Raw genomic sequence first — 20,686 nt, forward strand, 5'->3', positions numbered from 1 at the left:
ACCGCCTAGGAATCAACTAAGCCGAAGCCCCGTACACAAAGGAACGGACAGACCCAGCAAGTCGAACCGATCATCCAGTTCATGCTCAAGCCACTAGATTCTGCAGCAGCGTAAGCGTGTGAGCGATGTCTGGTGAAGCGATCAGCAGCTCGTCCGAAGCGCCCGGATGACGCGCTGAATAGTTCAGTTCGTAGCGGCACATGAAATGGTGCTTGTACAGATCCTCGATCAGTGGAGAGACATCGTAGGTCATGAGCCACTGTGCCTTGTCGATGGTATCGACGATGCGGGCGAGTGCGCGGTGATCACGATGCTCGAAGGCATTCAGATATAGGCGTGAACCGGCTCGCACATAGGGGGGATCGATGTACATGAAGGCGTTGGAGTCTGACGAGTATTGAAGTATCACGCTTCGGCCATCAATCGATGTAACAGAAATGCTGTCTCGCAACTCGCCTATCGCCGACACTCGATCGATCAGAGTAGATCGGTTGAAACGGGCATCGATCTTGTAATTGCCAGTTTGCGCTTGCCCTCCGATAACTCCACCAGTTAACACGCCTGAGCGGTTGGTGCGATTCAGATAGAAGAAGGCAAACCCTAGATCTAGCGGATTCGAAACGTCAGCTTGCTTGTAGATCAGGCGTTGCCGCTGCCATTCATCGATCGTGAGCGGGGTGGTCTCGATCAGTTTGATGAAGGCTTCGGTGTGGGTGGTGATAGCGCTCCAGAACGCGTGGACGGTCGGGTCAAAGTCGTTGATGACGAGTTTTGAGATCAGCCCTTCTCGAAGCAATGCAACGCCTGCGCCAGCTCCGCCCGCGTAAGGCTCGATGTAGGTGGGGTCTGACATGCCGAGGCTTTCAATCAGGTCCGCGAACAGACCGGCGAGCGCCGCTTTACCTCCGGGGTAGCGCAACGGGGAGAGCGTGCCGTACCGACGGGAGGCTCTGATCTTTACCGATTCAGTCATGACTCAGCTCCTTTCGCGCCCGGAACGCCGACACACGGCACCGCGCTGAACAGTAGAGGGCTCCGCGCCGTGCGAGCCACTCAGTACCGCAGTGCAGGCAGCGCTGATATGAGCCCCGCCGCCGCAAGTGTTCCGATCGAAGCTGTCCGCCGAGCAGAGTCAGTTCGCCTGAAGACATCTTCTCGAGGTCTGCCACGTAACAAATACTAACTGTTACACAAGCAGTCCGCGGAAACGACGCGCTGGCTCTCTCAGTTTTCGGTCCGCGCTTCCACGGCGCGGTGGCATATAGGGCGAGGGAACTGTGGGGTCAACGCGACGGGCCTCTGAGTCGTGCCTGATGCGGGTAGGGGGTGCTGGACGCGTGCTTCGATAAACCCCACGTAAACTCGACGAGGTTGTCGGCGACTACCAAGAGCCGGGACCTGGCCGGGACCTGATGCATGCAAGCCATGCAATCCATGACGTGAAATAGGGCCGTTCGAGGGGCAGAGAAGCCCGGAAAATCAAGGATTCGGCCTGAACCGTCTACCTGGGGGTTAAGTGGTTTACCACTCTTCGGTCGGCCCAAACAACTGAAAAACAATGCCACGGGCTGTGGCGCAGCTTGGTAGCGCACTTGACTGGGGGTCAAGGGGTCGCAGGTTCAAATCCTGTCAGCCCGACAGAAACAGATCTAGGCCCGGGAATCTCGCAAGAGTTTCCCGGGCCTTCTGCATGTTCGGGAAGCGCGGGTTATCGGCGACTTATCGGCATAAACGTGTGGATGGCGTCGATTGCGGCCTGGCACGCCATCGCATTCACGCGGGGCTCCACCCCCGATGCAGGGCGGATGCTGCGAAGAACCAGGCGAACCGGGCGAGCGCTCGCGCCCGTCGCGGTCCGGTGAATCCCTGGCCGCGCATCGAGAGGAACAGGCGCGCGAGGTCACGCGGCGTGAAGTTGAGGAGCACACGCTCCTCACGAGCGGCAGAACCGGACCCGCTCGAGATCGTGGTGCGCAGCGTGGTGAGTCCGCGCACCAGCCCCCACGGCGTTCGCCCTCGCATGATCTTCACGCCCGTGATGAGCGGTGCGCCGTCGCTGAGCCCGCGCAGCGTGTAGACCATCGCCTCTGGCCGGCCGTTCGGAAACAACGAGAGGGTGCCGTCCACGGCAAGCGGTGCCGCAACCGCCCGCGCGAGCGATCCCGAGACCGAGATCGCGTGGGCGGGGTCCGCGAGGAAGCGGTCGATGGAGGGAATCCGTGCGGTCAGTGTGAGCGCGGTGCCGGTGCGATCCCGCATCCGCTCGGCGAAGGTGACGCCGTTCCCGGCCGTGGACGCGCGTCGTCGTGCCATGAACGCGAACGCGGCATCCTCTGGGACGGGCGCCGGGCTGACCTCGGGCCATTCCGGCGCGCGCCAGTCGTCGTGGCCGGCGTCTCGGATGATGTGTTCGAGCGCCCGCTCGGCGGCGGCCAGAATCGTCGCCGAGGGGTTCACGCCGGTCGCCGCCGGAATCGCTGCACCGTCCACGACGTAGAGGCCGTCGTACCCGTGGAGCTGCCCGACATCGTCGACCACACCCTCGGCAGTGCTGCCGCCAGTCGGCACCCCGCCGAGCGCGTGCACCGTGACGGAGCGGCGGAACAGCGACCACGAGAGCGGAGCAGCGACACGCGCTCCAAGGCCCCGGGCGATCACCGGACCGACCCGGCCTTGCGCACGATACAGGTGCGCCTGCCAACGGTTGCGCCAGGCCAGTGCCGCCCGGCCGTGCTTGTCCAGATGCAGCTTCCCCTCGGCGGCATCCTGACCCATCGCGAGTACCGCGAACCGGTGACGCGGATCGATCCCTCGCCATCGTCGCCAAGCCCGGCGGATGCCGCGGGCGGGCAGCATCTCGTCGATGAGGCGTCCGAGAGATGGGGGATATGCGCCGTCCTGCACCTGGAACCACACCGAGTCGCGCCCCTCAGGCACGTCGAGCACGGTGGTCGTCGTGATGGTGGGCCCGGTGGTCATATCTCCTTCTGCACGGGGCAGATTCGCGACGGCGAGATAGTCGCCGTTGCCCGAGAACCCGGTTCCGAGCCGCGCCGAGAGGCTGGGGAGGGTGCGGTCGACGTCGCGGGCGCGCAGCAGCAGCTCGGTCGTCGCGACCGCTCCGGCGGCGAGGAAGACGCGGGGAGCATGCCAGTCCCTCGTCGCCGTATTGGGATCGGACGGTTTCCTGCTGGTGACTGCGTAACCGCCGGGAACAGGACGGATGCCGGTCACCTCTGCGTCTGTCACGGCCCGAGCGCCCGCAGCCTCGGCGATGGCGAGATACGACGTATCGAGAGTGTTCTTCGCGCCGTGGTTGCAGCCGAGCACGCATTCGCCGACGAATGCGCAACCGCGGCGCGGCACACCGTGCCTGTTGTCGTGCCACGCGTCGGGGTCACCGAAGGTCACCGCGAGATTCGGGCGCACGACCGCCTCGCGGATGTCGGAGGCCGACATCATCGTCTCCACTGCCCGGGTGCGAGCGGGCAGGCGACCGGTTCGCGGGTCGAGTCCCGGCCGGTCGATGCCGATCATGTGTGCGGCGAGGTCGTAATACGGATCGAGCCCCGCCCGGCGCAGGTGTTGCGGCCAGCGCTCGGGGAGTGCTGCGTCGGAGGGGCGTGCGAATACATTCGCGTAGACGAGGGAGCCGCCGCCCCACCCGGCACCCTGAACCGATGCCATTCCGTCGAGCCAGCGGATGTCGTACAGGCCGTGGTCCTTCTGCCACAGCCATCCTTCGTCGAGGCTCGCGCTGCGGGGGAAGGATCCGAGCTCCCATCGTCGACCCCGTTCGAGCACGACGACGTCGAAACCGGCCTGGGCGAGTCGCGCAGCGGCGACCGCTCCGCCGAACCCGCTGCCGACCACGATCGCGTCTGCATCCATCAGCCGTTCCTCTCAAGCACGTACACGTGTGAGTGAGTATACACTCACTCTTTCGCACCCGTACGGGCCCTCAGGGTGCCTCATATGTGGTTTCGCTACCCTCGGAGCATGCGTCGCATCGTTTTCGTTCCACTCGTCCTTGCCGCAGGCCTCCTCGTCGCGGGCTGCTCGCAGGTGGCTCAGGTCGCCGGTGATGCCCTCGGCGTCGATGTCCAGGAGACCTGTACAACGATCGACGACGCCTACGCGCAGTACCAGACGCTGCTCGATCAGGGTGGCGCATCGGCCGAGCAGGTCGACTCCGCTCGCGACGAGCTCGTCACGACACTCGATACGCTCGCGGAAGATGTCGACGGACAGCTCGGTGATCTCATCGAGTCGGGTGCGCAGCAGATCAGCGGGCTGAGCGATCTGCAGGCACCCGAGACGATTGAGGCGATCGATCAGCTCAAGGACTCGCTCTCAGCCTTCTGTGATTGAAGCCACCCAGGCTCTGAACCGTCAGACTGAACGCGTCCGCCGTCAACCGGTCAGCCTGAGCTGCGGCCAGGCCGCGAGATCGCGGCGCATCTGCCGATCGTGGGTGGCGACGACGACCGCGGCTGCGGTGACCTCCAGTGCCTCGGTCAGCTCGTCGACCAGCGTGATCGAGAGGTGGTTGGTCGGCTCGTCGAGCAGCAGCACGTGCGGACGCGCCGCCAGCGCCAAGGCGAGGTCGACGCGGCGCTGCTGGCCCATCGACAGCGCGGAGAACGGCCGTCGGCGGTCCGCCGAACTGAGCAGTCCGAGCGAGGAGAGCGACGGGCTCTCGCCCGCACCGGCATCACGGCGCGTCTGCTCGAGCTGCGTCTCGAAGAGATCGTGGACGCTCCGGTCGCTCTCGCGCATCGACTCCTGCGAAAGCAGCCGCAGCCGAGCCGTGCGGGCGCGGCGCACCGTTCCGTCGGTCGGCTCCAGCGACCCTTCGAGCACGGCAAGAAGGCTGGACTTCCCGGCGCCGTTCGGGCCGGCGATCACGAGTCGATCGCCCGATTCGACGGTCAGCGAGACCGGCCCCCTCAATCGGTCGGCGACCTGCACGGCCTCGGCGCGCACGAACGCCGTCCCCGGACGTGCCGGGAGCTCGGGCATCCGGAACCGCAGGGGCGGATCGGGCACCGTGATCGCGTGCTTCTCGAGGTCGTCTCGACGGCGGTGCACCGAACGGACGAGAGCCGGCGCGCGCGTCGCTCGCTGATGCTTCCCGGTGCCCTTCGGGGGCCGCCACCCCGACACGAGACGATTCTGTGCTTCGGAGAGGTCTTGCGTGAGGCGGGCGTGATCGGCGCGCTGCTGCTCGTACTCGGCCACCCAGCGTTCCCACTCCGACTCGCGTCCTTCGCGGTACGTCTCGTACCCGCCGCCGTAGACGCGAGGACGGTCATCGATGCTGGGGTCGAGATCGAGGATCGTGGTGGCGACGTCGGACAGCAGCGCCCGATCATGGCTGACGAGCACGACGCCGCCGCGGTGGGCGCGCAGCGAGCTGGTGAGGAACGCGAGCCCGTCAGCATCGAGATGATTGGTCGGCTCATCCAGCAACAAGAAATCGTGCTCCGCGCCGAGCAGACACGCCAGACGCACCCGGTACCGCTGACCGACCGACAGCGTCGACAGCGGCCGGTCGCGGTTCGTCTCGGCGCCGAGGGCTTCGAGGGCGATGTCGACGCGCCTGTCGGCATCCCAAGCGTCGAGCTGCTCCGCAGCTGTCAGCGCATCGGCGAAGGCCTCGGCAGCTCCCTCGCGTTCATGGGAGAGGTCGGAGGCGGTGGCATCCAGCGCCGCGACCGCGGCATGGGCTGTGGCGAGCTCGATGTCGATCACATCGCCGACCGTACGGTCGTCGTGAATCGGCAGCGACTGCTCCGCCACTCCGAGAGTGCCGTGCCGGCGGATGGTTCCGGCATCCGGAGTCAGGGTTCCGGCGAGAACGTGCAACAGGGTCGACTTGCCGCGACCGTTCTCGCCGACGACACCCCATCGCGACTGCGGAGTGACGAGCATGTCGACGTCGGTGAGCACCGGGCGTCCGGAACGGGTGACGTGGATGCCGGAACCGGACAATTGTGCCTGCGCGCGCGCAGGCATGGGAAGCGTGAGAGGCATGGTGATTCCAATGAGTCTGAGTGCGGGCGCGCCGCCCACGGCGCGCAGATACGCGAAGGACCGTCCGCGGCCAGTAGGCGGGACGGTTGGCTCAGATCACAGGAAGTAGAGATGCACGAATCCAGGCTAACAGCCGTGCGCTGTGAGATCGAAGAGAGTCAACCCCCTGTTCGATGCGCATCGCGCCGCTGAAGATTGCAGATCAGGGCGGAGCATCCCGTCCTGACGACCGAGCCGAAGGAGGACTCATGGAATCGACATCGGGCGCGATCTCCGACGCCGGAGACGATGAAGAGATGCAACCGCTTCGTGACGGCGATGCGACCACGACCGACGATGCGAATGACGACGCCGCCCAGGCGGAATGGGACCGGACCCGTGTCGCTGAAGCGGGCGACGGCACGGTGCCCGCGACGGCGACCGGACGTGATCCGGATGAGATCCCTGACCCGGAGGACGAAGTGCCGTTCGAAGACCTGCCGGCTCCGGGAGCGGAGCCCGATACACAGGGCGATGAACCCGTCGATGCGGAGCTCGGAGAAGAAGGGCAGGGCGACCTCGCGCCAGAGGATCTCTGATCAGCAGTCGTACGAGGGGCGACCGCGGCGGGTCCGCGCCACGACGATGCCGCGCTGAGAGTCCCAGAACCGGTCGAGCATGGCGCGCAACTCGTCGGCATCCACGTCGGCGCCGAACGCCTCGGCGCCCGGCTCGAGCATGATTCCCACAGCGAGGGAACCGGCGTGGACCGGATCGAAGCCGAGCGCATCGACGAGCGCCGAGACGACCGCGACATCGTCGGCATCGTCACCGGCGACCGCGATCGCCTTGCGCTCCGGCGCGCCGGCCGGCCGTGCTTCGTCCTCGAGATCCTCGTACCCCATATGACTCAGCGCCTTCACCACGCGTGCGTCGGAAAGGTGGGCCTGCACGAGCTCGCTGGTCGACGTGCGCGGATCACTCAGATCGTCGCGGATGCCGTCGGTTGCCCACCAGTAGTTCATGGCGTCGATGACGAGTTTGCCGCGCAGCGTCTCGGCGGGCAGCATCCGGTACTTCCCGAGCGGGAGCGCGAGGACGACAGCATCCGACTCCTCGATCACCGCCGCGGTCGATGCGGCCGTCGCCCCGATCGCGCGCATGCGCTGGGCGATCGGCGCCGGGTCGCCCGAGCGCGCGATGAGGACGCGCAGTCCTGCCCTCTCGGCGAGCCGAGCGAGCACCGTGCCGACGCGGCCGGCGCCGAGGATGCCGAGCGTCTGAATCCTGTGCGGGGTCTCCACGGGGCCATCGTACGGCCGCGTCGGTCCTCAGAGCTGGTTGACCCGGATGAGATTGCCGGCGGGGTCCCGGAACGCGCAGTCGCGCACGCCGTAGTCCTGATCGGTCGGCTCCTGGACGATGTCCGCTTCAGCGGCCTCCAGCCGCTCGAACAGCGCGTCGAGATCGTCGGTGGCGAGCGTCACAGCGCCGTAGACGCCCTTGGCGATGAGGTTCATGATCGTCTCGCGCTCCTCGTCGGTGATGCCCGGGTCGACGGCCGGAGGAGTCAGCACGATCGAGGTCGAGCTGCCCTCAGGCGCCACCGTGATCCAGCGCATGTCCTCATAGCCGACGTCATTGCGCACCTCGAAACCGAGCAGGTCGCGGTAGAAGCCGAGCGCCGCTTCGGCGTCGGTGTGGGGCAGGAACGCGTAGTGGATGTTGATGTTCATGCAGGCAACGTTAGGCGGATGCTGTCGGCTGCGCTTCTCGATTCCTGACCGGTCTGGTCACCTGCTTCGCCAAGCACGGCGGGATGCCCTCGACCGAATGGGACGGGTCGTCGCGGTAGCTGCTCGGTGACACCCCGACGAGTTCGGAGAATCGGGAGCTGAAGGTGCCGAGCGACGAGAAGCCCACCGCGAAGCAGATATCGGTCACGCTGAGATCGCCGCGGCGCAGCAACGTCATGGCGCGCTCGATCCGTCTCGTCATCAGATACGAGTACGGCGGTTCGCCATAGATGCGTCGGAACTCGCGACTGAGATGCCCCGCAGACATGTGCACGCCCCGGGCGAGGACTTCGATGTTGAGCGGATGCGCGAACTCGCGGTCGATCCGATCGCGCACGCGGCGCATGACAGTGATGTCCGCCCGGGTGTTCGCGTCCGCCATGCGTCCATCCTGACACCATCGTGTGCACCCTTGGATGCCGTGTGCCGAACCGGTCAGGAATCGAGAAGTGCCGGGGTGGAGGCCACCGATAGCGTGGACGCCACAAGCCCCGTGAAGGAGATGCACTCATGACGAAGAGCGATGCCGGAGGATTCTCCGCACAGGAGCGGCAGTCGATGAAGGAGCGCGCCGCCGAGCTCAAAGCCGAGGCGAAGCGCGCCAAGGGCGCCGAGAAGGCGGCGGCCGAGGAGGCCGAACTGCTCGCGAAGATCGCGCAAATGCCGGACGGTGACCGAGAGATGGCAGAGCGCGTGCATCAGATCGTGGCGAGGGTCGCGCCCAGCCTCGCGCCGAAGCTCTACTACGGGCAGCCCGGTTATGCGCGCGGCGGCAAGGTCGTCGTGTTCTTCCGCAGTGGACAGATGGACAAGGAGCGGTACTCGACATTCGGGGTCAGTGCGCAGGCGGCGCTCGACGCGCCGAGCGGTTTCTGGCCCACCTCGTATGCGCTCATCGACCCGACCGAGAAGGCCTGGGAGCAGCTGGCGGAGATCGTCGAGCGCGCGGCGGGTGACGCGTCGTAGGGTGCTGTCATGGCAGATATCGACGTCGACGTGCTGGTCATCGGCTGGGGCAAGGGCGGCAAGACGCTCGCCGGAGCCGTGGGGAAGCAGGGGCGCACGGTCGCGCTCGTGGAGCAGTCCGCCTCGATGTACGGCGGAAGCTGCATCAACGTCGCCTGCGTGCCGACCAAGGACCTCGTGCACAGCGCCGCTCGACGTCGTGCAGAGGATGATCCGCAGGCGTGGTTCACGGATGCCGTCGCCGGACGTGACGCTCTCACCGAGAAGCTTCGGGCGCGCAACCATGCCATGCTCGCCGACGTCGAAACGATCACCCTCATCGACGGCAGAGCCGAATTCACCGGTCCGCACGACGTCGAGGTGACCGCCGGCACGGACCGCCTCAGCATCCATGCCCAGTCGATCGTCGTCAACATCGGGACGGTTCCAGCGGCGCCGATGTTCGACGTCGAGAGCGCGCGGGTGTTCGATTCGACGACGATCCAGCACATCGACCCGCTGCCGGAGCGCCTCGTCATCGTCGGCGGCGGCTACGTCGGGCTGGAGTTCGCAGCCATGTTCGCGAGTTTCGGTTCTCGGGTGACGCTGCTCGACCACGGCGGGACCTTCCTCAAGAACGAGGACCGCGATGTGGTGGACGCCGTGCGGTCACTGCTCGAGGAGTCCGGGGTGCAGATCATCCTGGGCGCCGATGTCCGAAGCGTTCGAGACAGTGTGGACAGTGCGGTCGTCGAGGCCGCCATCGGCGACGAGACGCGCGAACTCACCGCAGATGCCGTGCTGGTCGCGGTCGGTCGGCGACCAGTCACCGACGACCTGAACCTCGGTGCCGCCGGTGTGGAGGTCGACGAGCGCGGCTTCATCGTCGTCGACGACGGACTGCGCACCGCGGCGGAGCACATCTTCGCCGTCGGAGACGTCAACGGCGGGCCCCAATTCACCTACATCTCGCTCGACGACAACCGGATCGTCATGGACCAGCTCAGCGGTGCGGGGCGTCGATCGACAGCCGATCGGGTCGCCGTGCCGTACACCGTCTTCCTCACCCCGCCGCTCGCCCGCGTCGGGATGAACGAAGCGGAGGCGCGTACGAGCGGGCAGAACGTCGTCGTCGCCGCGAAGGCCGTCGCCGACATCGCCGCGATGCCGCGCCCGAAGATCGTCGGCGAGACCCATGGCCTGATCAAGGTGCTCATCGATGCCGACACCGATCTGGTCCTGGGCGCCACCGTGTTCTCGATCGATGCGCAAGAGGTGATCAACCTCATCGCCCTCGCCATGCGTCAGGGAGTGACGGCGAGCGAGCTGCGAGACAGTATCTGGACCCATCCGTCGAGCACGGAGGCGCTCAACGAGGTACTCGCCGCTGCGCAGCCGCTGACCGGTTGAACCCCGCCATTTCGATCAGTCGACGGCGACGCTCTCGTCGGCGGCCCGATTGCGCCGCACCTGGCGTATGCGGAGGACGATCCAGGCCACGACCGCGATCACGACGACGGCGATGACGACCTTCTGGAAGATTCCCGCGTACTCCTCGACGATGTGCCAGTTGGCGCCGAGATAGAAACCGGCCAGCACGAAGATCGTGTTCCAGATCGCGCTGCCAGCCAGCGTCAGCAGCGTGAACCGCATCAGCGGCATCCGCTCGATGCCGGCCGGAATCGAGATCAGACTGCGGAAGATCGGGATCATCCGCCCGAAGAACACCGCCTTCGAGCCGTGCCTGTCGAACCACGCCTCGGTGCGCTCGACGTCCTCGACCTTGATGAGCGGCATCCGCTGGGCGATCGCGTACATCCGTCGGCGCCCGAGCCACGCCCCGACGCCGTACAGGGCCAGCGCGCCGACGACCGACCCGATCGTCGTCCAGATCAGCACCTCGATCAGCCCGAGCGTGCCCTGGGCGGCGGCGAAACCAGCCAGCGGCAGAATGATCTCGCTCGGCAGCGGCGGGAACAGATTCTCCGCGGCGATGGCGACGCCGGCGCCGACACCGCCGAGGGTTTCCATGAGAGAGACGGCCCACGCCGCGATCGCGTTGAGGTTCTCTGCTCCGGCATCCATGACCTTCAGCGTAGGAGAACCAGTCTGGGGATCTGCGCAGAGACACTGGATGTTCACGTTCGTGCGCCGCGCACGAGACGTCGACGGAATCAGTACCCCTCGAACCACTCGAGTTCGTAGGCTGTAGTCATGGACAGGACGATCGTCATCGCGATTCCCGCACCGATCCCGCACGGCCACCGTGTCGAGGTGGTCGAGCGGGCGAATGAGAACGGTGAGCGCACGGTCCTGACTGTGACGGATCTGGAGACCCGAATCCGTTATCAGCATGGTGTCTCGGCCGCCGGTGCGGCGACCTGGGTCGGTCGGGTGCTGGAGTGCACGATCATGCCCGTCCGTACCGGTGTCAGCACGACGCTCCTGGTCGACCCGGTCGGCCCCGGCGCAGCCGAGGCGGATATCGCGCTTCGCGGGGCGGATGCTGCGGCATCCACGGTCACGAGCGAAGCACTCCGCTGGGGTGGCGCAGATCGCGTCCCCGAGCCGGAAACGCCGCGATTCTGGTGAAGCCCTGCGTCGCGGGGTGAATCCGCGGGGCTGGTAGCCGGCTGTTCTGGTGGGCGCGTCAGCGCAGCGCGGTGAGGAGCACGTCGGCGACCGCTTCGGGTGCGTCCAGCGGCGCGGTGTGTCCCGCGCCGGGAATGACATGTTCCACGATGCCTTCGGTGTCTGCCCAGTGCGGCATGGCGGTGGCGATGTTGCCGGTGCGATCCTCCGCGCCACGGATGAGCGTCAGCGGAACCGGCGATCGATAGTCGGCATCAGGTCCGACCAACGACACGGTCGCGCGCCAGACATCGAGGAACGTCTGCTTCGGTATCCGCGCGAAGCAGTCCCTGGCGTACTCGATCGCGTCGGGCGTGGTGGCGGATGCCGTCGCCATCAGTCCAGGAAGACGCGAAGCGGGGATCAGCGCGAGGAGAGGCGCAGCGAGACGCAGGCTCGTTCTCTCCAGCCAGGTGAGCGGCCCCGCATTCCACGTCGAGTCGACCACCACGAGGTGTGCCGACTGATCCGGGCGTCGCCGCGCGAACTCCTGCACGAGGTTGCCACCGAGGGAATGACCGACAAGGGTCGGGCGGATGAGCCCGAGGTGATCGATCAGGGCGGCGAGATCGTCAAGAGCATCCTCGCCGCGAAAACGGATGCCGTCTTCGATGGTCGAAGAACCGTGACCGCGCATGTCCCAGTTGATCGAGCGGAATCCGGCTTCGCTCGCCGCCGCGAACTGCGGATCGAACATCGTATGGTCCACACCGGCGCCGTGCGTGAACACGATGGGGGAACCATCGCCTCCTGAATCGACACCGGAATCAACATAGTGCAGTGTTGCGCCGGGTCGAGTGAGCGTCTCGGCAAGGTGCACCATGTCTTCGAACCTAGCGGCTCGTGCACGATTCTGGGGCGCTCACCGGAAGTCGCGGGAGCGGTGCTCGAGCCCGGTGCGCAGATCCTGGAAGGCATCCGCGAGCACGTTGATCACACCCTCGGGTGAGCGCTCCAGGATGCCGCGCACGATCAGCGCAGGGGAATCCCGGGCGATACGGCGGTAGCGGCCCCAGACCCCCGCCGAGCAGACCACGTTGACGAGACCGTACTCGTCTTCGAGATTCATGAACGTGATGCCGGATGCCGTCGCCGGCCGCTGCCGGTGAGTGACCAGGCCCGCCACCTCGATGCGTCTGTCGACCTCGTGGTCGCGCAGCTGCTCGGCGGTGAGCACTCCGCGATCAGCCAACGCGGCACGGAAGTGCGTCATCGGATGGTCGTCGACGGAGACTCCGGTGGCCGACAGGTCAGAGGCCAGCAGCTCGTAGCTGGACTGGTCGGTGAACAGCGGCGGCTGCACAGACATGGTCGTGCCAGGGAGGAAGCGTGCCCGATCCTCGGCGGCGGAGCCTGCGAGCCAGACGGCCTCGCGTCTGCTCAGCCCGAGGCATTCGAAGGCACCGGCGGTTGCCAGAGCCTCCAACTGTGCGGCCGTGGCATCCGTCCGCCGCACCAGATCATGCAGATCCTGGTACGGACCGTTCGCCTCGCGCTCTGCGACGATGCGCTCCGCCATCGGCATCCCGATCCCGCGCACGCTGCCGATTCCGAGCCGCACGGCGAACGCGCCGTCGCGGCGGTGCTCTGCCGACTCGTCCGGTGCGTCACGGTCGAACTCGCCCGGCGTCGGCTGCGCGTACACGGTGCAGGAATCGAGCCCGGTGACGCCTGCTTCGGCATCGTCACGCGGCTCCAGCGATGCCGCAGCACCCGAGGCGTGCAGATCAGGTCGCTGCACCTGCACACCGTGCCGTCTGGCGTCGGATGTGAGCGTGGCGGCGGAGTAGAACCCCATCGGCTGAGCGTTCAGGAGCCCGGCGAGGAACGCGGCCGGATAGTGCAGCTTCAGCCACGAACTGGCGTAGACCAGCAGCGCGAAAGACAGCGAGTGCGACTCGGCGAACCCGAAGTGCGCGAACGCCTGGATCTGCTCGTAGATGCGGTCGGACTGCTCGTCGGACAGTCCGTGCCGCGCCATGCCGGTGTACAGCTTCTCGCGGATGCTGTCGATCCGTTCCAGCCCGCGCTTGGAGCCCATCGCGCGGCGCAGAGTATCGGCCTCATCGGCGGTGCAGTCGCCGATCGTCGTCGCCATCTGGATGAGCTGCTCCTGGAACACCGGAATCCCCATCGTGCGCTCCAGCACCGGTTCGAGCACCGGATGCGGGTAGGTGACCGTGTCGGTTCCCATCTTGCGGCGCACGAACGGATGCACGGCGCCGCCCTGGATGGGGCCGGGGCGGATGAGGGCGATCTGGATAGCGAGATCGTAGAAGCGCCGCGGCTGCAGTCGGGGGAGCAGCCCGATCTGTGCCCGGGACTCCACTTGGAACACCCCGATCGAGTCGGCACGGCACAGCATGTCGTAGACCGCTGCCTCCTCTTTGGGGATCGTCTCCAGTTTCCACGTCTCACCGGTTGCCGCGGCGATGAGATCGAAGCAGTTCTGCAGGGCGGCGAGCATGCCCAGGCCCAGCAGATCGAACTTCACCAGCCCCATCCATGCCGCGTCGTCCTTGTCCCACTGGATGACCGTGCGATTCTCCATCCGGGCATGTTCGAGGGGAACCACCTCGCCCACCGGACGTGCGGTGAGCACCATGCCGCCGGAATGGATGCCGAGATGCCGGGGAGCCTTCATCACCTGGCCGGCATACTCCAGCACCGTCTCGGGGATGTCGTGGCCGTCCGCGAGCGTCAGATCGGCTCCCCAGCCGTCGACCTGACGCGACCAGGCATCCTGCTGGCCGGGGGAGTAGCCCAGTGCCCTCGCCATGTCTCGCACGGCGTTCTTCGGTCGGTACTGGATGATGTTCGCCACCTGCGCCGCGCGCTCGCGCCCGTACTGCTCGTAGACCCACTGGATGATCTCCTCGCGACGACCGGAGTCGAAATCCACGTCGATATCGGGCTCTTCCTCGCGGGTGCTGGCGAGGAACCGCTCGAACGGCAACCCGTAGAGGATCGGATCGACGGCGGTGATGCCCAGCAGATAGCAGACCGCGCTCGCCGCTGCCGACCCCCGGCCCTGACAGAGGATGCCGCGGCGCTTCGCCTCGGCGACGATGCCGTGCACGATGAGGAAGTAGCCGGGGAAGTCCTTCTCCTCGATCACATTCAGCTCGCGCTCGATGCGCGCTCGGCCGGCATCGTCCAGGTTCGGATAGCGGGTGGGCACGGCATCGCGCACCAGATGCCGCAGCCAGCTCATCGGGGTGTGACCGTCCGGAACCTTCTGCGACGGCAGATCCGGACGGGCGCGGCGCAGCTCGAACGCCGACTCCCCGGCGATGCGCAGCCCGTGCGCGATCGCGCCGGGGTAGCGGCGGAACCTCTCGGTCATCTCGGCCCCGCTGCGCAGATGCGCCGCGCCATGCGCGGGCAGCCAGCCGTCCAGATCGTCCATGCTGCGCACCGCGCGCACCGCAGCGACCGCCTCGGCGAGCCCGGCGCGGTGGGGGGCGGCATAGTGCACATTGTTCGTCGCGACGACGGGGAGCCGGTGTGCTGCGGCGAGATCGGCGAGGGCGTCGTTGCGGCGGGAGTCCTGCGGATCGCCGTGGTCGAACAGCTCGACGGTTACGCTGTCATGCCCGAACAGGTCGACCAGCCGCCGCAGCGGGGTCTCGGCATCTCCGCGCGCCAGCCCCTGGCGGACTCCGCCCTTGCGGCACCCGGTGAGGATCGTCCACTGCCCGTCCGCACTGGCCGCGAGGTCGTCGAGATCGTAGACCGGGCGGCCCTTCTCGCCGCCGCGCAGCTGCGCGCGGGTGATCGCGCCGGAAAGCCGGTGATACCCCGCCATGCCGCGGGCGAGCACGAGCAGATGCTCGCCGACCGGGTCGGGCTCCCCGCCCTGCGGCGCGGGCAGATCCAGCGACAGCTCGGCGCCGAAGATGGTCTGCAGATCGATCTCCGGGTTGCGAGTCTTCATGAGATCGGCCGTCTCGGCGAACCGTGCTGCGCCGTAGAAGCCGTCGTGATCGGTGATCGCGAGCGCGCTGAGACCGAGCCGGGCGGCTTCGGCGAGAAGATCCTCGGCCGGCGAGGCGCCGTCGAGGAACGAATAGGACGTATGCGCGTGCAGTTCGGCGTAGGGGACGGCGTTCTCGGGAGGGGTGATCGGCGGTGGCGGCTCGGCTCTCCGGCGCCGACTGACCGGCCCCGGATCTGTCCTCGTCATCGATGGCTCCGGCGCACCGCGCCCGCTGAGAGTCTGCTCGAGCTCCTTCCAGGGCATCGCCGGGTTATGCCAGCCCATCAGCGATACCGCCCCTCGACCCACCAGGATCCGTCCTCCCAGATGGCGAGCCAGGCTCGCTGGGATTCGTCGACGATCTGGAATCTCTGCGCCGTGCGGGCGCGTTCGGCATCCCACGCTCGCTCCCGCAGCGGCCACGGCCCCGCCCAACTGCGCACGGGGACATCTTCGATCCGCGCCGGCGGTGCCGACAGTGCTCCGCGCTCGTCCACCGTCGGGGCGGTGCCGTCGGCGGCCGTCACCCGGGCGGGCAGCGGCGGGATGAAAACCTCGGAGGGGAGCGGCGCCGGAAGACTCCCCGGCCACGGCAGCGTCGCGTTGCGCTCGTGCGGCGTCTTGTCGCCCCAGGGCTGGAACAGCTGCCGCTCGGCGAGCCGGCGCCCGCCGGTGACCTGTGGGGTGACCACACCGCGATGCCCGAGCAGCGCCTGCACGCGAGACACGGCGTGGTGCAGCCGCTGCTCCGGACCCTGCCCGAACAGCCCCGGTTGGTGGTGCGCGCTGTCGTCGACACGGGTGGGCGTGATCCGCACCTCGAGGATGCCGGCGGCGGTTCGATCGGTGGAGGCCCGTTCGGTCGCGGCGAAGGCGCCCGCCAGCCCCTCGAGCTGCCACCGCACCCGATCGACCAGGTCGCTCGCCTCGAATGAGGTGGGGTGCATCCAGACGCGTGAGTTCACTGCTCCGTCGTCGTCGGTGAGGTCGATGCGCACCTCGGTGCACACCTGAGAGAGCTCGGCGAGGCCGGCGGTGACGGCATCCGCCGTCCGGCGTACCGCGAAGGCGACCTGTTCGGCCTGCGTCAGCGGGCCGTCGAACACGATCTCGCGGGCGAGCTGCGGTTCCGGCGCCTGCGGCACCAGCGGTCGCGAATCAGCCCCGCCCGCCAGATCATGCAGACGCACACCACGCTCGCCGAGCCGGTCGCGGACGAGATCTGCCTCGAGTGCTGCGAAATCGGCCAGTGTGCGCACACCGAGCTTCGTCAGCAGCGCCGTGATCTGCGCATCGTCCAGCGCCTGGACGGGGAGCGGGGCGAGGAAATCGCGCGATGCGCCCGGCTCGACCACGCGCACGGGGGCGGCGTCAGACGACGCAGGTCCGGTCAGACGCGCGGCCTGCTCTGCCGTGAACAGGCCGTCGGCGACCCCCGCTCGGACTCCGGGATGGGTGTGGTCGGCGAGGGCGTCGATGAGATGGAGCGCCGCCTGCTCCTCTCCGCCGTAGTAGCGGGCGGCACCGCGTGCGCGCAGGGCGACCAGTCCCGGCCGCAGGGGCTGGATGCCGGGCACGAGCTCTTCGAGCAGTCGCAGCACGGGCACGAACATGCGCTGCTCCTGCTGCGGATCGGCGGGGAAGATCCGCAACCCGGGGGAACGGGTCTGCGCGAGCCGACGGCGCTGTCCGCGCCGCACCCCCTGGGCGCGCGCCGACGCCGAGCAGGCGACGATGGTGTTCGCCGCCGCGACCGCGACCGGCTCGTCTCCGGGAGGAGTGCCGAGTGCCGCCCGGACCGGCCAGTCCGGCAGCCACAGCACGAGATGACGGGGAGGGGCGTTCATCCGGCAACCGCCAGCCGATCAGGAGCAGATGCCGGCGTCGGCAGAGCGGCCATCGGCCGCAATGCGGCGGGGGCGGCTCCCACCCGCCCGAGCGAGGTGGGCATCTGCACGCGCACCCGGCGGCCGGACTCGAACCGGCGCCCCGAGGCCCGCAGCGTCACAGAGCGATCGGAGAGCAGCCCCCACCCCGAGCCCAGGCCGTGCCACTCGGTCTCTTCCACCCGGATCGTCGCCTCGGCCTGCGGCCAGGGTGCGGTGACCAGCAGGGTGCAGCCGCGATCGCGCAGCCGTGCGTTGAGTCGGGCGATGTCGGCGTCGGCGACGCGGCTGCGCGGATGCACCGCGATGATCGGGATCACCTCGGACAGAGCCGTCGCGACGGTGAGCCAACGCGGGCCGGGATCGGGCACGAGGATGAGGCGCTCGAGCTCGACGCCGAGATCGCTCATCGCTTCGACTCCGAGCGTGGGCATGCCGACGACCGCGCACCACGATCCTTTCTGCGACGGTGCGGCCAGCAGCGCTCCCAGCAGACTCGGAGAGGGGGAGAGGGAGTAGGCGGAGCCGACCCGCAGACCGGGATCGGGCAGCAGCCCTTCCAACGCGGGATCGAGCGGAAGAAAGGGCACGTCGCTGCGCCGCCGCTGCATGCGGGAGATCTCGCTGCGCAGGCGATGGACCTCCTGCGCGCGAGAGGCGGTGTTCACGGTGCTCATGCATCCATCCTCGAATTTATGTACGAATAAATCAAGCTGTGTTCTGATCGTAATTCGCACATCGGACATCGAGGTTATCCACAGGCGGAAATCACCGCATCCGCTTTTCTCATAACCTTCGGGCATGCCCTCCGTCTCTGTGTACGACATCGTCGTCACGGTCGTGCACCTGGGTCTGGCGGGCATCGGTATCTGGCTGCTGGCGATCGATGCACGTACGCACCGACTGCCGAACCGCATCGTGCTGCCGACCCTGGGGGCATCCCTCGTGCTGGCCTGCGCTGACGCGCTCGTGACGCAGCGCACCGGCGCCCTGATCGGCGCGCTGGCGGGCATGCTGATCCTCGGCGCTCTCTACGCCGTGCTCCGCGGCACGAGCGGAGGTGGGATCGGCGGAGGAGACGTCAAGCTCGCAGCCCTCATCGGCCTGGTGCTGGGCTGGCATGGCTGGCAGGTGCTCGTGATCGGCGCGGCATCCGCATTCGTCCTCGGTGCGCTCTACGCGCTCGCTCTCATGGCGCTCCGGCGGGCGAACAGATCCACGCGCATCGCGTTCGGGCCCTGGATGATCATCGGCGCCGTGCTCGGCATCGCGGTCGGGTGAGGGGGCAGCATCGCGAAGAGGGCGGTGAAGAGGACTATGGTGTGCTCATGGCAATCGCACGACTCCACGGCGGCCCGCTGGACGGGCAGATCGTTCCCATCGAAGACGTCGAAGACCGACTGATCGTCCCCTACAGCGAGACGCAGGTGGTCTACGACCGCCGTGGCGACGCGCACAACACCGGAACCGACGACGGCCCCACCGAGATCGATTACTGGTTCGACGAGTCGCTGGAAGATCTCACCCTCGACGATGACTGAGGGCACCCGCACTGTCGAGATCGAGCGCAAGTACGACGTCGACGTCGGTACGCCGCTGCCCGAATGGATCGGGATCGACGCCGTCGACAGCGTCACCGATGGCGAGCTGCGTGAGCTCGACGCCCGCTATTTCGACACGACGGATACGGATCTCGCCCGCGCGGGCGTCGCCGTGCGCCGCCGCACGGGCGGACCGGATGCCGGCTGGCACATCAAGGGTCCTCGCGAAGGGGATGGGCGCCTCGAGATCGCCTGGCCGCTGGATATCGGCGGCCCCGATCACGACGGTGCGATCCCGGATGCCGTCACCGCAGCCCTCGTCCGCTGGACGACCGCGCCGCTGACACCGCTCGCGCGCATTGAGAACAGCCGAACCGCCTACCTGCTCACCGGGCCGGACGGTGTCATCGCCGAGTTCGTCGACGATCGTGTCCGCGCCACGGATCTGCGGCGGCCGGAATCACCGCATACCCCCGTACCGCGCGAATGGCGGGAGTGGGAAGTCGAGCTGGGCCCGGCCGCTCCGACCGACGAGGCGGGGCGCACCGCCCTGTTCGCGGCGGTCGAGAACGTCGTCTTCGCCGCGGGCGCCCGTCCCGCAGCATCCGATTCGAAGCTCGCCCGCGCACTCGGCCACTGACGACCTCGGTTTTCTGACGCAACCCCCTTCTGCCGGAGGAGCCGGCGTGCTTGAGTGACCTCATGAGCCACTCCGCCATACTGCGCTCGCTGCAGACGATCGTCCCCGACACCGAGCTGCGACAGGACGAGGTGCGCGACGTCTTCGCCGCTCAACCCGACCTCGGCAGGCTGGCCCAGCGCATCGTGACGGCGTCGTTCAACGGCTCGGGGATCGACACCCGGTACACCGTGCTCGACGAGCTGTCGCTAATCTCAGACGCGGAATCGCCGCAGTTCTATGACCGGGCGAGCGGAGCGCTGCTGTCGCCGGCGACGAAGGTACGCAACGAGATCTACGTGCGCGAGGCATGGAAGCTCTACGTCGACGCTGCTCGGCGGAGCCTCGAATCCGACCCGGACATCACCGCCGCCGACATCACCCACGTGATCACCGTGTCGTGCACCGGCTTCTACGCACCCGGCCCCGACTACGAGATCGTGCGCGCTCTCGGGTTGGCGGACAGCGTGCAGCGCTATCACCTCGGGTTCATGGGATGCTACGCGTCGGTGCCCGCGCTGCGAGCCGCGAGCCAGTTCTGCGCCGCCGATCCGGATGCTGTGGTGCTCGTTGTCAGCGTCGAACTGTGCACTCTGCACCTGCGCTCCTCCGAGGACCCCGACATGATCGTGGCCACATCGCTGTTCGCCGACGGCGCGGCCGCCGGTCTCGTCACCGCGCGGAAGTTCGTCTCCGCCGTACCGGGCTTCGCGCTGGACCGCTTCCACACCGGGATCATCCCGGAGGGCAAGAAGGACATGGCCTGGATGATCGGCGACGAAGGGTTCGAGATGATCCTGTCGACCGCGGTACCGCAGCTCATCGGGGACCACATATTCGACGCGCTCCGCCCGCTGTACGCTGACCGGGCAGAGCTCGCCACGGCCTTCGATGACGGAACGATCGGCGAACAGATCGCACACTGGGCGATTCACCCGGGTGGGCGCAGCATCTTGGATCGCGTCGAGGAGCGATTGGGCCTCTCCGAGCAGCAGCTCGGCCCCGCACGAAAGGTGCTCCGGCAGTACGGCAACATGTCCAGCGCCACCGTGCTGTTCGTGCTGCGGCGCATCTTGGAGCAGGAGGGCGCCCGCGACGGCGACCGGGTGGCGGCGATGGCGTTCGGGCCCGGCCTGACGGCAGAGGCGGCGCTCCTGACCGTCGTCGCGCCCACGTGATGGCAGACCTCTCCTCCCGCGCGGTCGACGCACGAG

Annotated in this window: 20 protein-coding genes and 1 tRNA gene; 10 read left to right on the forward strand and 11 right to left on the reverse strand. The window is 67.6% G+C overall.

Features of this window, described 5'->3' with window-relative positions:
• Nucleotides 1-85: 85 nt before the first annotated feature.
• Complete coding sequence (locus tag ACTICP_RS02875; RefSeq protein ID WP_441889310.1) at nt 86-973, reverse strand: DNA adenine methylase; 888 nt, start codon at nt 971-973, stop codon at nt 86-88.
• A 591-nt stretch (nt 974-1,564) separates the two neighbouring features.
• On the opposite strand from ACTICP_RS02875, the gene ACTICP_RS02880 reads away from it, so the two are divergent.
• A tRNA-Pro gene (locus ACTICP_RS02880) sits at nt 1,565-1,638 on the forward strand.
• 135 nt (nt 1,639-1,773) lie between these two features.
• Here ACTICP_RS02880 and ACTICP_RS02885 read toward each other — a convergent pair.
• On the reverse strand, nt 1,774-3,891 hold the full coding sequence (locus tag ACTICP_RS02885) for an FAD-dependent oxidoreductase (protein WP_441889312.1): 2,118 nt from the start codon (nt 3,889-3,891) through the stop codon (nt 1,774-1,776).
• A gap of 108 nt (nt 3,892-3,999) precedes the next feature.
• Here ACTICP_RS02885 and ACTICP_RS02890 point away from each other — a divergent pair, with 108 nt between their 5' ends.
• Nucleotides 4,000-4,371: a hypothetical protein gene (locus ACTICP_RS02890; protein WP_441889314.1), complete on the forward strand. Its 372-nt coding sequence runs from the start codon at nt 4,000-4,002 to the stop codon at nt 4,369-4,371.
• A 42-nt stretch (nt 4,372-4,413) separates the two neighbouring features.
• Here ACTICP_RS02890 and ACTICP_RS02895 read toward each other — a convergent pair whose 3' ends face one another.
• Nucleotides 4,414-6,036, reverse strand: a complete 1,623-nt coding sequence (locus tag ACTICP_RS02895; protein ID WP_441889316.1) for an ATP-binding cassette domain-containing protein — start codon at nt 6,034-6,036, stop codon at nt 4,414-4,416.
• A 248-nt stretch (nt 6,037-6,284) separates the two neighbouring features.
• On the opposite strand from ACTICP_RS02895, the gene ACTICP_RS02900 reads away from it, so the two are divergent.
• Complete coding sequence (locus ACTICP_RS02900; protein WP_441889318.1) at nt 6,285-6,614, forward strand: sugar ABC transporter ATPase; 330 nt, start codon at nt 6,285-6,287, stop codon at nt 6,612-6,614.
• On the opposite strand, the gene ACTICP_RS02905 is transcribed toward ACTICP_RS02900, so the two are convergent.
• The 3 genes from ACTICP_RS02905 to ACTICP_RS02915 are packed head-to-tail and all read right to left on the reverse strand — an operon-like array spanning nt 6,615 to nt 8,193.
• Nucleotides 6,615-7,319 carry an NADPH-dependent F420 reductase gene (locus ACTICP_RS02905; protein ID WP_441889320.1) on the reverse strand — a complete coding sequence of 235 codons (705 nt, stop codon included), beginning with the start codon at nt 7,317-7,319 and terminating at the stop codon, nt 6,615-6,617.
• A gap of 27 nt (nt 7,320-7,346) precedes the next feature.
• Complete coding sequence (locus ACTICP_RS02910) at nt 7,347-7,751, reverse strand: VOC family protein (protein WP_441889322.1); 405 nt, start codon at nt 7,749-7,751, stop codon at nt 7,347-7,349.
• Between the two features lie 10 nt (nt 7,752-7,761).
• The gene (locus tag ACTICP_RS02915; RefSeq protein ID WP_441889324.1) at nt 7,762-8,193 is read right to left on the reverse strand and encodes a helix-turn-helix transcriptional regulator; all 432 of its coding nucleotides are present in this window, start codon (nt 8,191-8,193) and stop codon (nt 7,762-7,764) included.
• 128 nt (nt 8,194-8,321) lie between these two features.
• On the opposite strand from ACTICP_RS02915, the gene ACTICP_RS02920 reads away from it, so the two are divergent.
• Both ACTICP_RS02920 and ACTICP_RS02925 read left to right on the forward strand, forming a co-directional pair.
• Nucleotides 8,322-8,777, forward strand: coding sequence for a DUF1801 domain-containing protein (locus tag ACTICP_RS02920; protein WP_441889326.1), 456 nt, complete (start codon nt 8,322-8,324; stop codon nt 8,775-8,777).
• Between the two features lie 9 nt (nt 8,778-8,786).
• On the forward strand, nt 8,787-10,166 hold the full coding sequence (locus ACTICP_RS02925) for an FAD-dependent oxidoreductase (protein ID WP_441889328.1): 1,380 nt from the start codon (nt 8,787-8,789) through the stop codon (nt 10,164-10,166).
• Nucleotides 10,167-10,181: 15 nt separating this feature from the next.
• Here the strand turns inward: ACTICP_RS02925 and ACTICP_RS02930 are convergent, their stop codons facing one another.
• Complete coding sequence (locus ACTICP_RS02930) at nt 10,182-10,841, reverse strand: DedA family protein (protein WP_441889330.1); 660 nt, start codon at nt 10,839-10,841, stop codon at nt 10,182-10,184.
• 129 nt (nt 10,842-10,970) lie between these two features.
• On the opposite strand from ACTICP_RS02930, the gene ACTICP_RS02935 reads away from it, so the two are divergent.
• Nucleotides 10,971-11,348: a hypothetical protein gene (locus ACTICP_RS02935; protein ID WP_441889332.1), complete on the forward strand. Its 378-nt coding sequence runs from the start codon at nt 10,971-10,973 to the stop codon at nt 11,346-11,348.
• Nucleotides 11,349-11,406: 58 nt separating this feature from the next.
• On the opposite strand, the gene ACTICP_RS02940 is transcribed toward ACTICP_RS02935, so the two are convergent.
• Genes ACTICP_RS02940 through ACTICP_RS02955 form a run of 4 tightly spaced genes read right to left on the reverse strand, consistent with a single transcriptional unit; the run spans nt 11,407 to nt 17,929 of the window.
• Nucleotides 11,407-12,210, reverse strand: a complete 804-nt coding sequence (locus ACTICP_RS02940; protein ID WP_441889334.1) for an alpha/beta fold hydrolase — start codon at nt 12,208-12,210, stop codon at nt 11,407-11,409.
• A 39-nt stretch (nt 12,211-12,249) separates the two neighbouring features.
• Nucleotides 12,250-15,651, reverse strand: coding sequence for an error-prone DNA polymerase (locus ACTICP_RS02945; protein ID WP_441889336.1), 3,402 nt, complete (start codon nt 15,649-15,651; stop codon nt 12,250-12,252).
• Complete coding sequence (locus ACTICP_RS02950; RefSeq protein ID WP_441889338.1) at nt 15,651-17,213, reverse strand: DNA polymerase Y family protein; 1,563 nt, start codon at nt 17,211-17,213, stop codon at nt 15,651-15,653. Before ACTICP_RS02950 ends, ACTICP_RS02945 begins: the two co-directional genes overlap by 1 nt.
• The gene (locus tag ACTICP_RS02955; protein ID WP_441889340.1) at nt 17,210-17,929 is read right to left on the reverse strand and encodes a hypothetical protein; all 720 of its coding nucleotides are present in this window, start codon (nt 17,927-17,929) and stop codon (nt 17,210-17,212) included. The genes ACTICP_RS02950 and ACTICP_RS02955 overlap by 4 nt, the downstream gene beginning before the upstream one ends.
• Nucleotides 17,930-18,053: 124 nt before the next feature.
• Here ACTICP_RS02955 and ACTICP_RS02960 point away from each other — a divergent pair, with 124 nt between their 5' ends.
• The 4 genes from ACTICP_RS02960 to ACTICP_RS02975 all read left to right on the forward strand — a co-directional run bounded on the left by ACTICP_RS02960 (nt 18,054) and on the right by ACTICP_RS02975 (nt 20,650).
• Nucleotides 18,054-18,533, forward strand: a complete 480-nt coding sequence (locus ACTICP_RS02960) for a prepilin peptidase (protein WP_441889342.1) — start codon at nt 18,054-18,056, stop codon at nt 18,531-18,533.
• 47 nt (nt 18,534-18,580) lie between these two features.
• Nucleotides 18,581-18,793 carry a response regulator gene (locus ACTICP_RS02965; protein WP_441889344.1) on the forward strand — a complete coding sequence of 71 codons (213 nt, stop codon included), beginning with the start codon at nt 18,581-18,583 and terminating at the stop codon, nt 18,791-18,793.
• Nucleotides 18,786-19,433 carry a CYTH domain-containing protein gene (locus ACTICP_RS02970; RefSeq protein ID WP_441889346.1) on the forward strand — a complete coding sequence of 216 codons (648 nt, stop codon included), beginning with the start codon at nt 18,786-18,788 and terminating at the stop codon, nt 19,431-19,433. Before ACTICP_RS02965 ends, ACTICP_RS02970 begins: the two co-directional genes overlap by 8 nt.
• A gap of 62 nt (nt 19,434-19,495) precedes the next feature.
• On the forward strand, nt 19,496-20,650 hold the full coding sequence (locus ACTICP_RS02975; protein WP_441889348.1) for a type III polyketide synthase: 1,155 nt from the start codon (nt 19,496-19,498) through the stop codon (nt 20,648-20,650).
• Nucleotides 20,651-20,686 lie beyond the last annotated feature (36 nt).

The organism is Microbacterium sp., assembly GCF_052102115.1.
GTDB lineage: Bacteria > Actinomycetota > Actinomycetes > Actinomycetales > Microbacteriaceae > Microbacterium.

What these genes read in the sequence shown, in the direction of transcription:
- ACTICP_RS02875 (WP_441889310.1), bottom strand. Translation starts at nt 973, where the DNA reads ATGACTGAATCGGTAAAGATCAGAGCCTCCCGTCGGTACGGCACGCTC.
- ACTICP_RS02885 (WP_441889312.1), bottom strand. Translation starts at nt 3,891, where the DNA reads ATGGATGCAGACGCGATCGTGGTCGGCAGCGGGTTCGGCGGAGCGGTC.
- ACTICP_RS02890 (WP_441889314.1), top strand. Translation starts at nt 4,000, where the DNA reads ATGCGTCGCATCGTTTTCGTTCCACTCGTCCTTGCCGCAGGCCTCCTC.
- ACTICP_RS02895 (WP_441889316.1), bottom strand. Translation starts at nt 6,036, where the DNA reads ATGCCTCTCACGCTTCCCATGCCTGCGCGCGCGCAGGCACAATTGTCC.
- ACTICP_RS02900 (WP_441889318.1), top strand. Translation starts at nt 6,285, where the DNA reads ATGGAATCGACATCGGGCGCGATCTCCGACGCCGGAGACGATGAAGAG.
- ACTICP_RS02910 (WP_441889322.1), bottom strand. Translation starts at nt 7,751, where the DNA reads ATGAACATCAACATCCACTACGCGTTCCTGCCCCACACCGACGCCGAA.
- ACTICP_RS02915 (WP_441889324.1), bottom strand. Translation starts at nt 8,193, where the DNA reads ATGGCGGACGCGAACACCCGGGCGGACATCACTGTCATGCGCCGCGTG.
- ACTICP_RS02920 (WP_441889326.1), top strand. Translation starts at nt 8,322, where the DNA reads ATGACGAAGAGCGATGCCGGAGGATTCTCCGCACAGGAGCGGCAGTCG.
- ACTICP_RS02925 (WP_441889328.1), top strand. Translation starts at nt 8,787, where the DNA reads ATGGCAGATATCGACGTCGACGTGCTGGTCATCGGCTGGGGCAAGGGC.
- ACTICP_RS02930 (WP_441889330.1), bottom strand. Translation starts at nt 10,841, where the DNA reads ATGGATGCCGGAGCAGAGAACCTCAACGCGATCGCGGCGTGGGCCGTC.
- ACTICP_RS02935 (WP_441889332.1), top strand. Translation starts at nt 10,971, where the DNA reads ATGGACAGGACGATCGTCATCGCGATTCCCGCACCGATCCCGCACGGC.
- ACTICP_RS02940 (WP_441889334.1), bottom strand. Translation starts at nt 12,210, where the DNA reads ATGGTGCACCTTGCCGAGACGCTCACTCGACCCGGCGCAACACTGCAC.
- ACTICP_RS02945 (WP_441889336.1), bottom strand. Translation starts at nt 15,651, where the DNA reads ATGGGCTGGCATAACCCGGCGATGCCCTGGAAGGAGCTCGAGCAGACT.
- ACTICP_RS02950 (WP_441889338.1), bottom strand. Translation starts at nt 17,213, where the DNA reads ATGAACGCCCCTCCCCGTCATCTCGTGCTGTGGCTGCCGGACTGGCCG.
- ACTICP_RS02955 (WP_441889340.1), bottom strand. Translation starts at nt 17,929, where the DNA reads ATGAGCACCGTGAACACCGCCTCTCGCGCGCAGGAGGTCCATCGCCTG.
- ACTICP_RS02960 (WP_441889342.1), top strand. Translation starts at nt 18,054, where the DNA reads ATGCCCTCCGTCTCTGTGTACGACATCGTCGTCACGGTCGTGCACCTG.
- ACTICP_RS02965 (WP_441889344.1), top strand. Translation starts at nt 18,581, where the DNA reads ATGGCAATCGCACGACTCCACGGCGGCCCGCTGGACGGGCAGATCGTT.
- ACTICP_RS02970 (WP_441889346.1), top strand. Translation starts at nt 18,786, where the DNA reads ATGACTGAGGGCACCCGCACTGTCGAGATCGAGCGCAAGTACGACGTC.
- ACTICP_RS02975 (WP_441889348.1), top strand. Translation starts at nt 19,496, where the DNA reads ATGAGCCACTCCGCCATACTGCGCTCGCTGCAGACGATCGTCCCCGAC.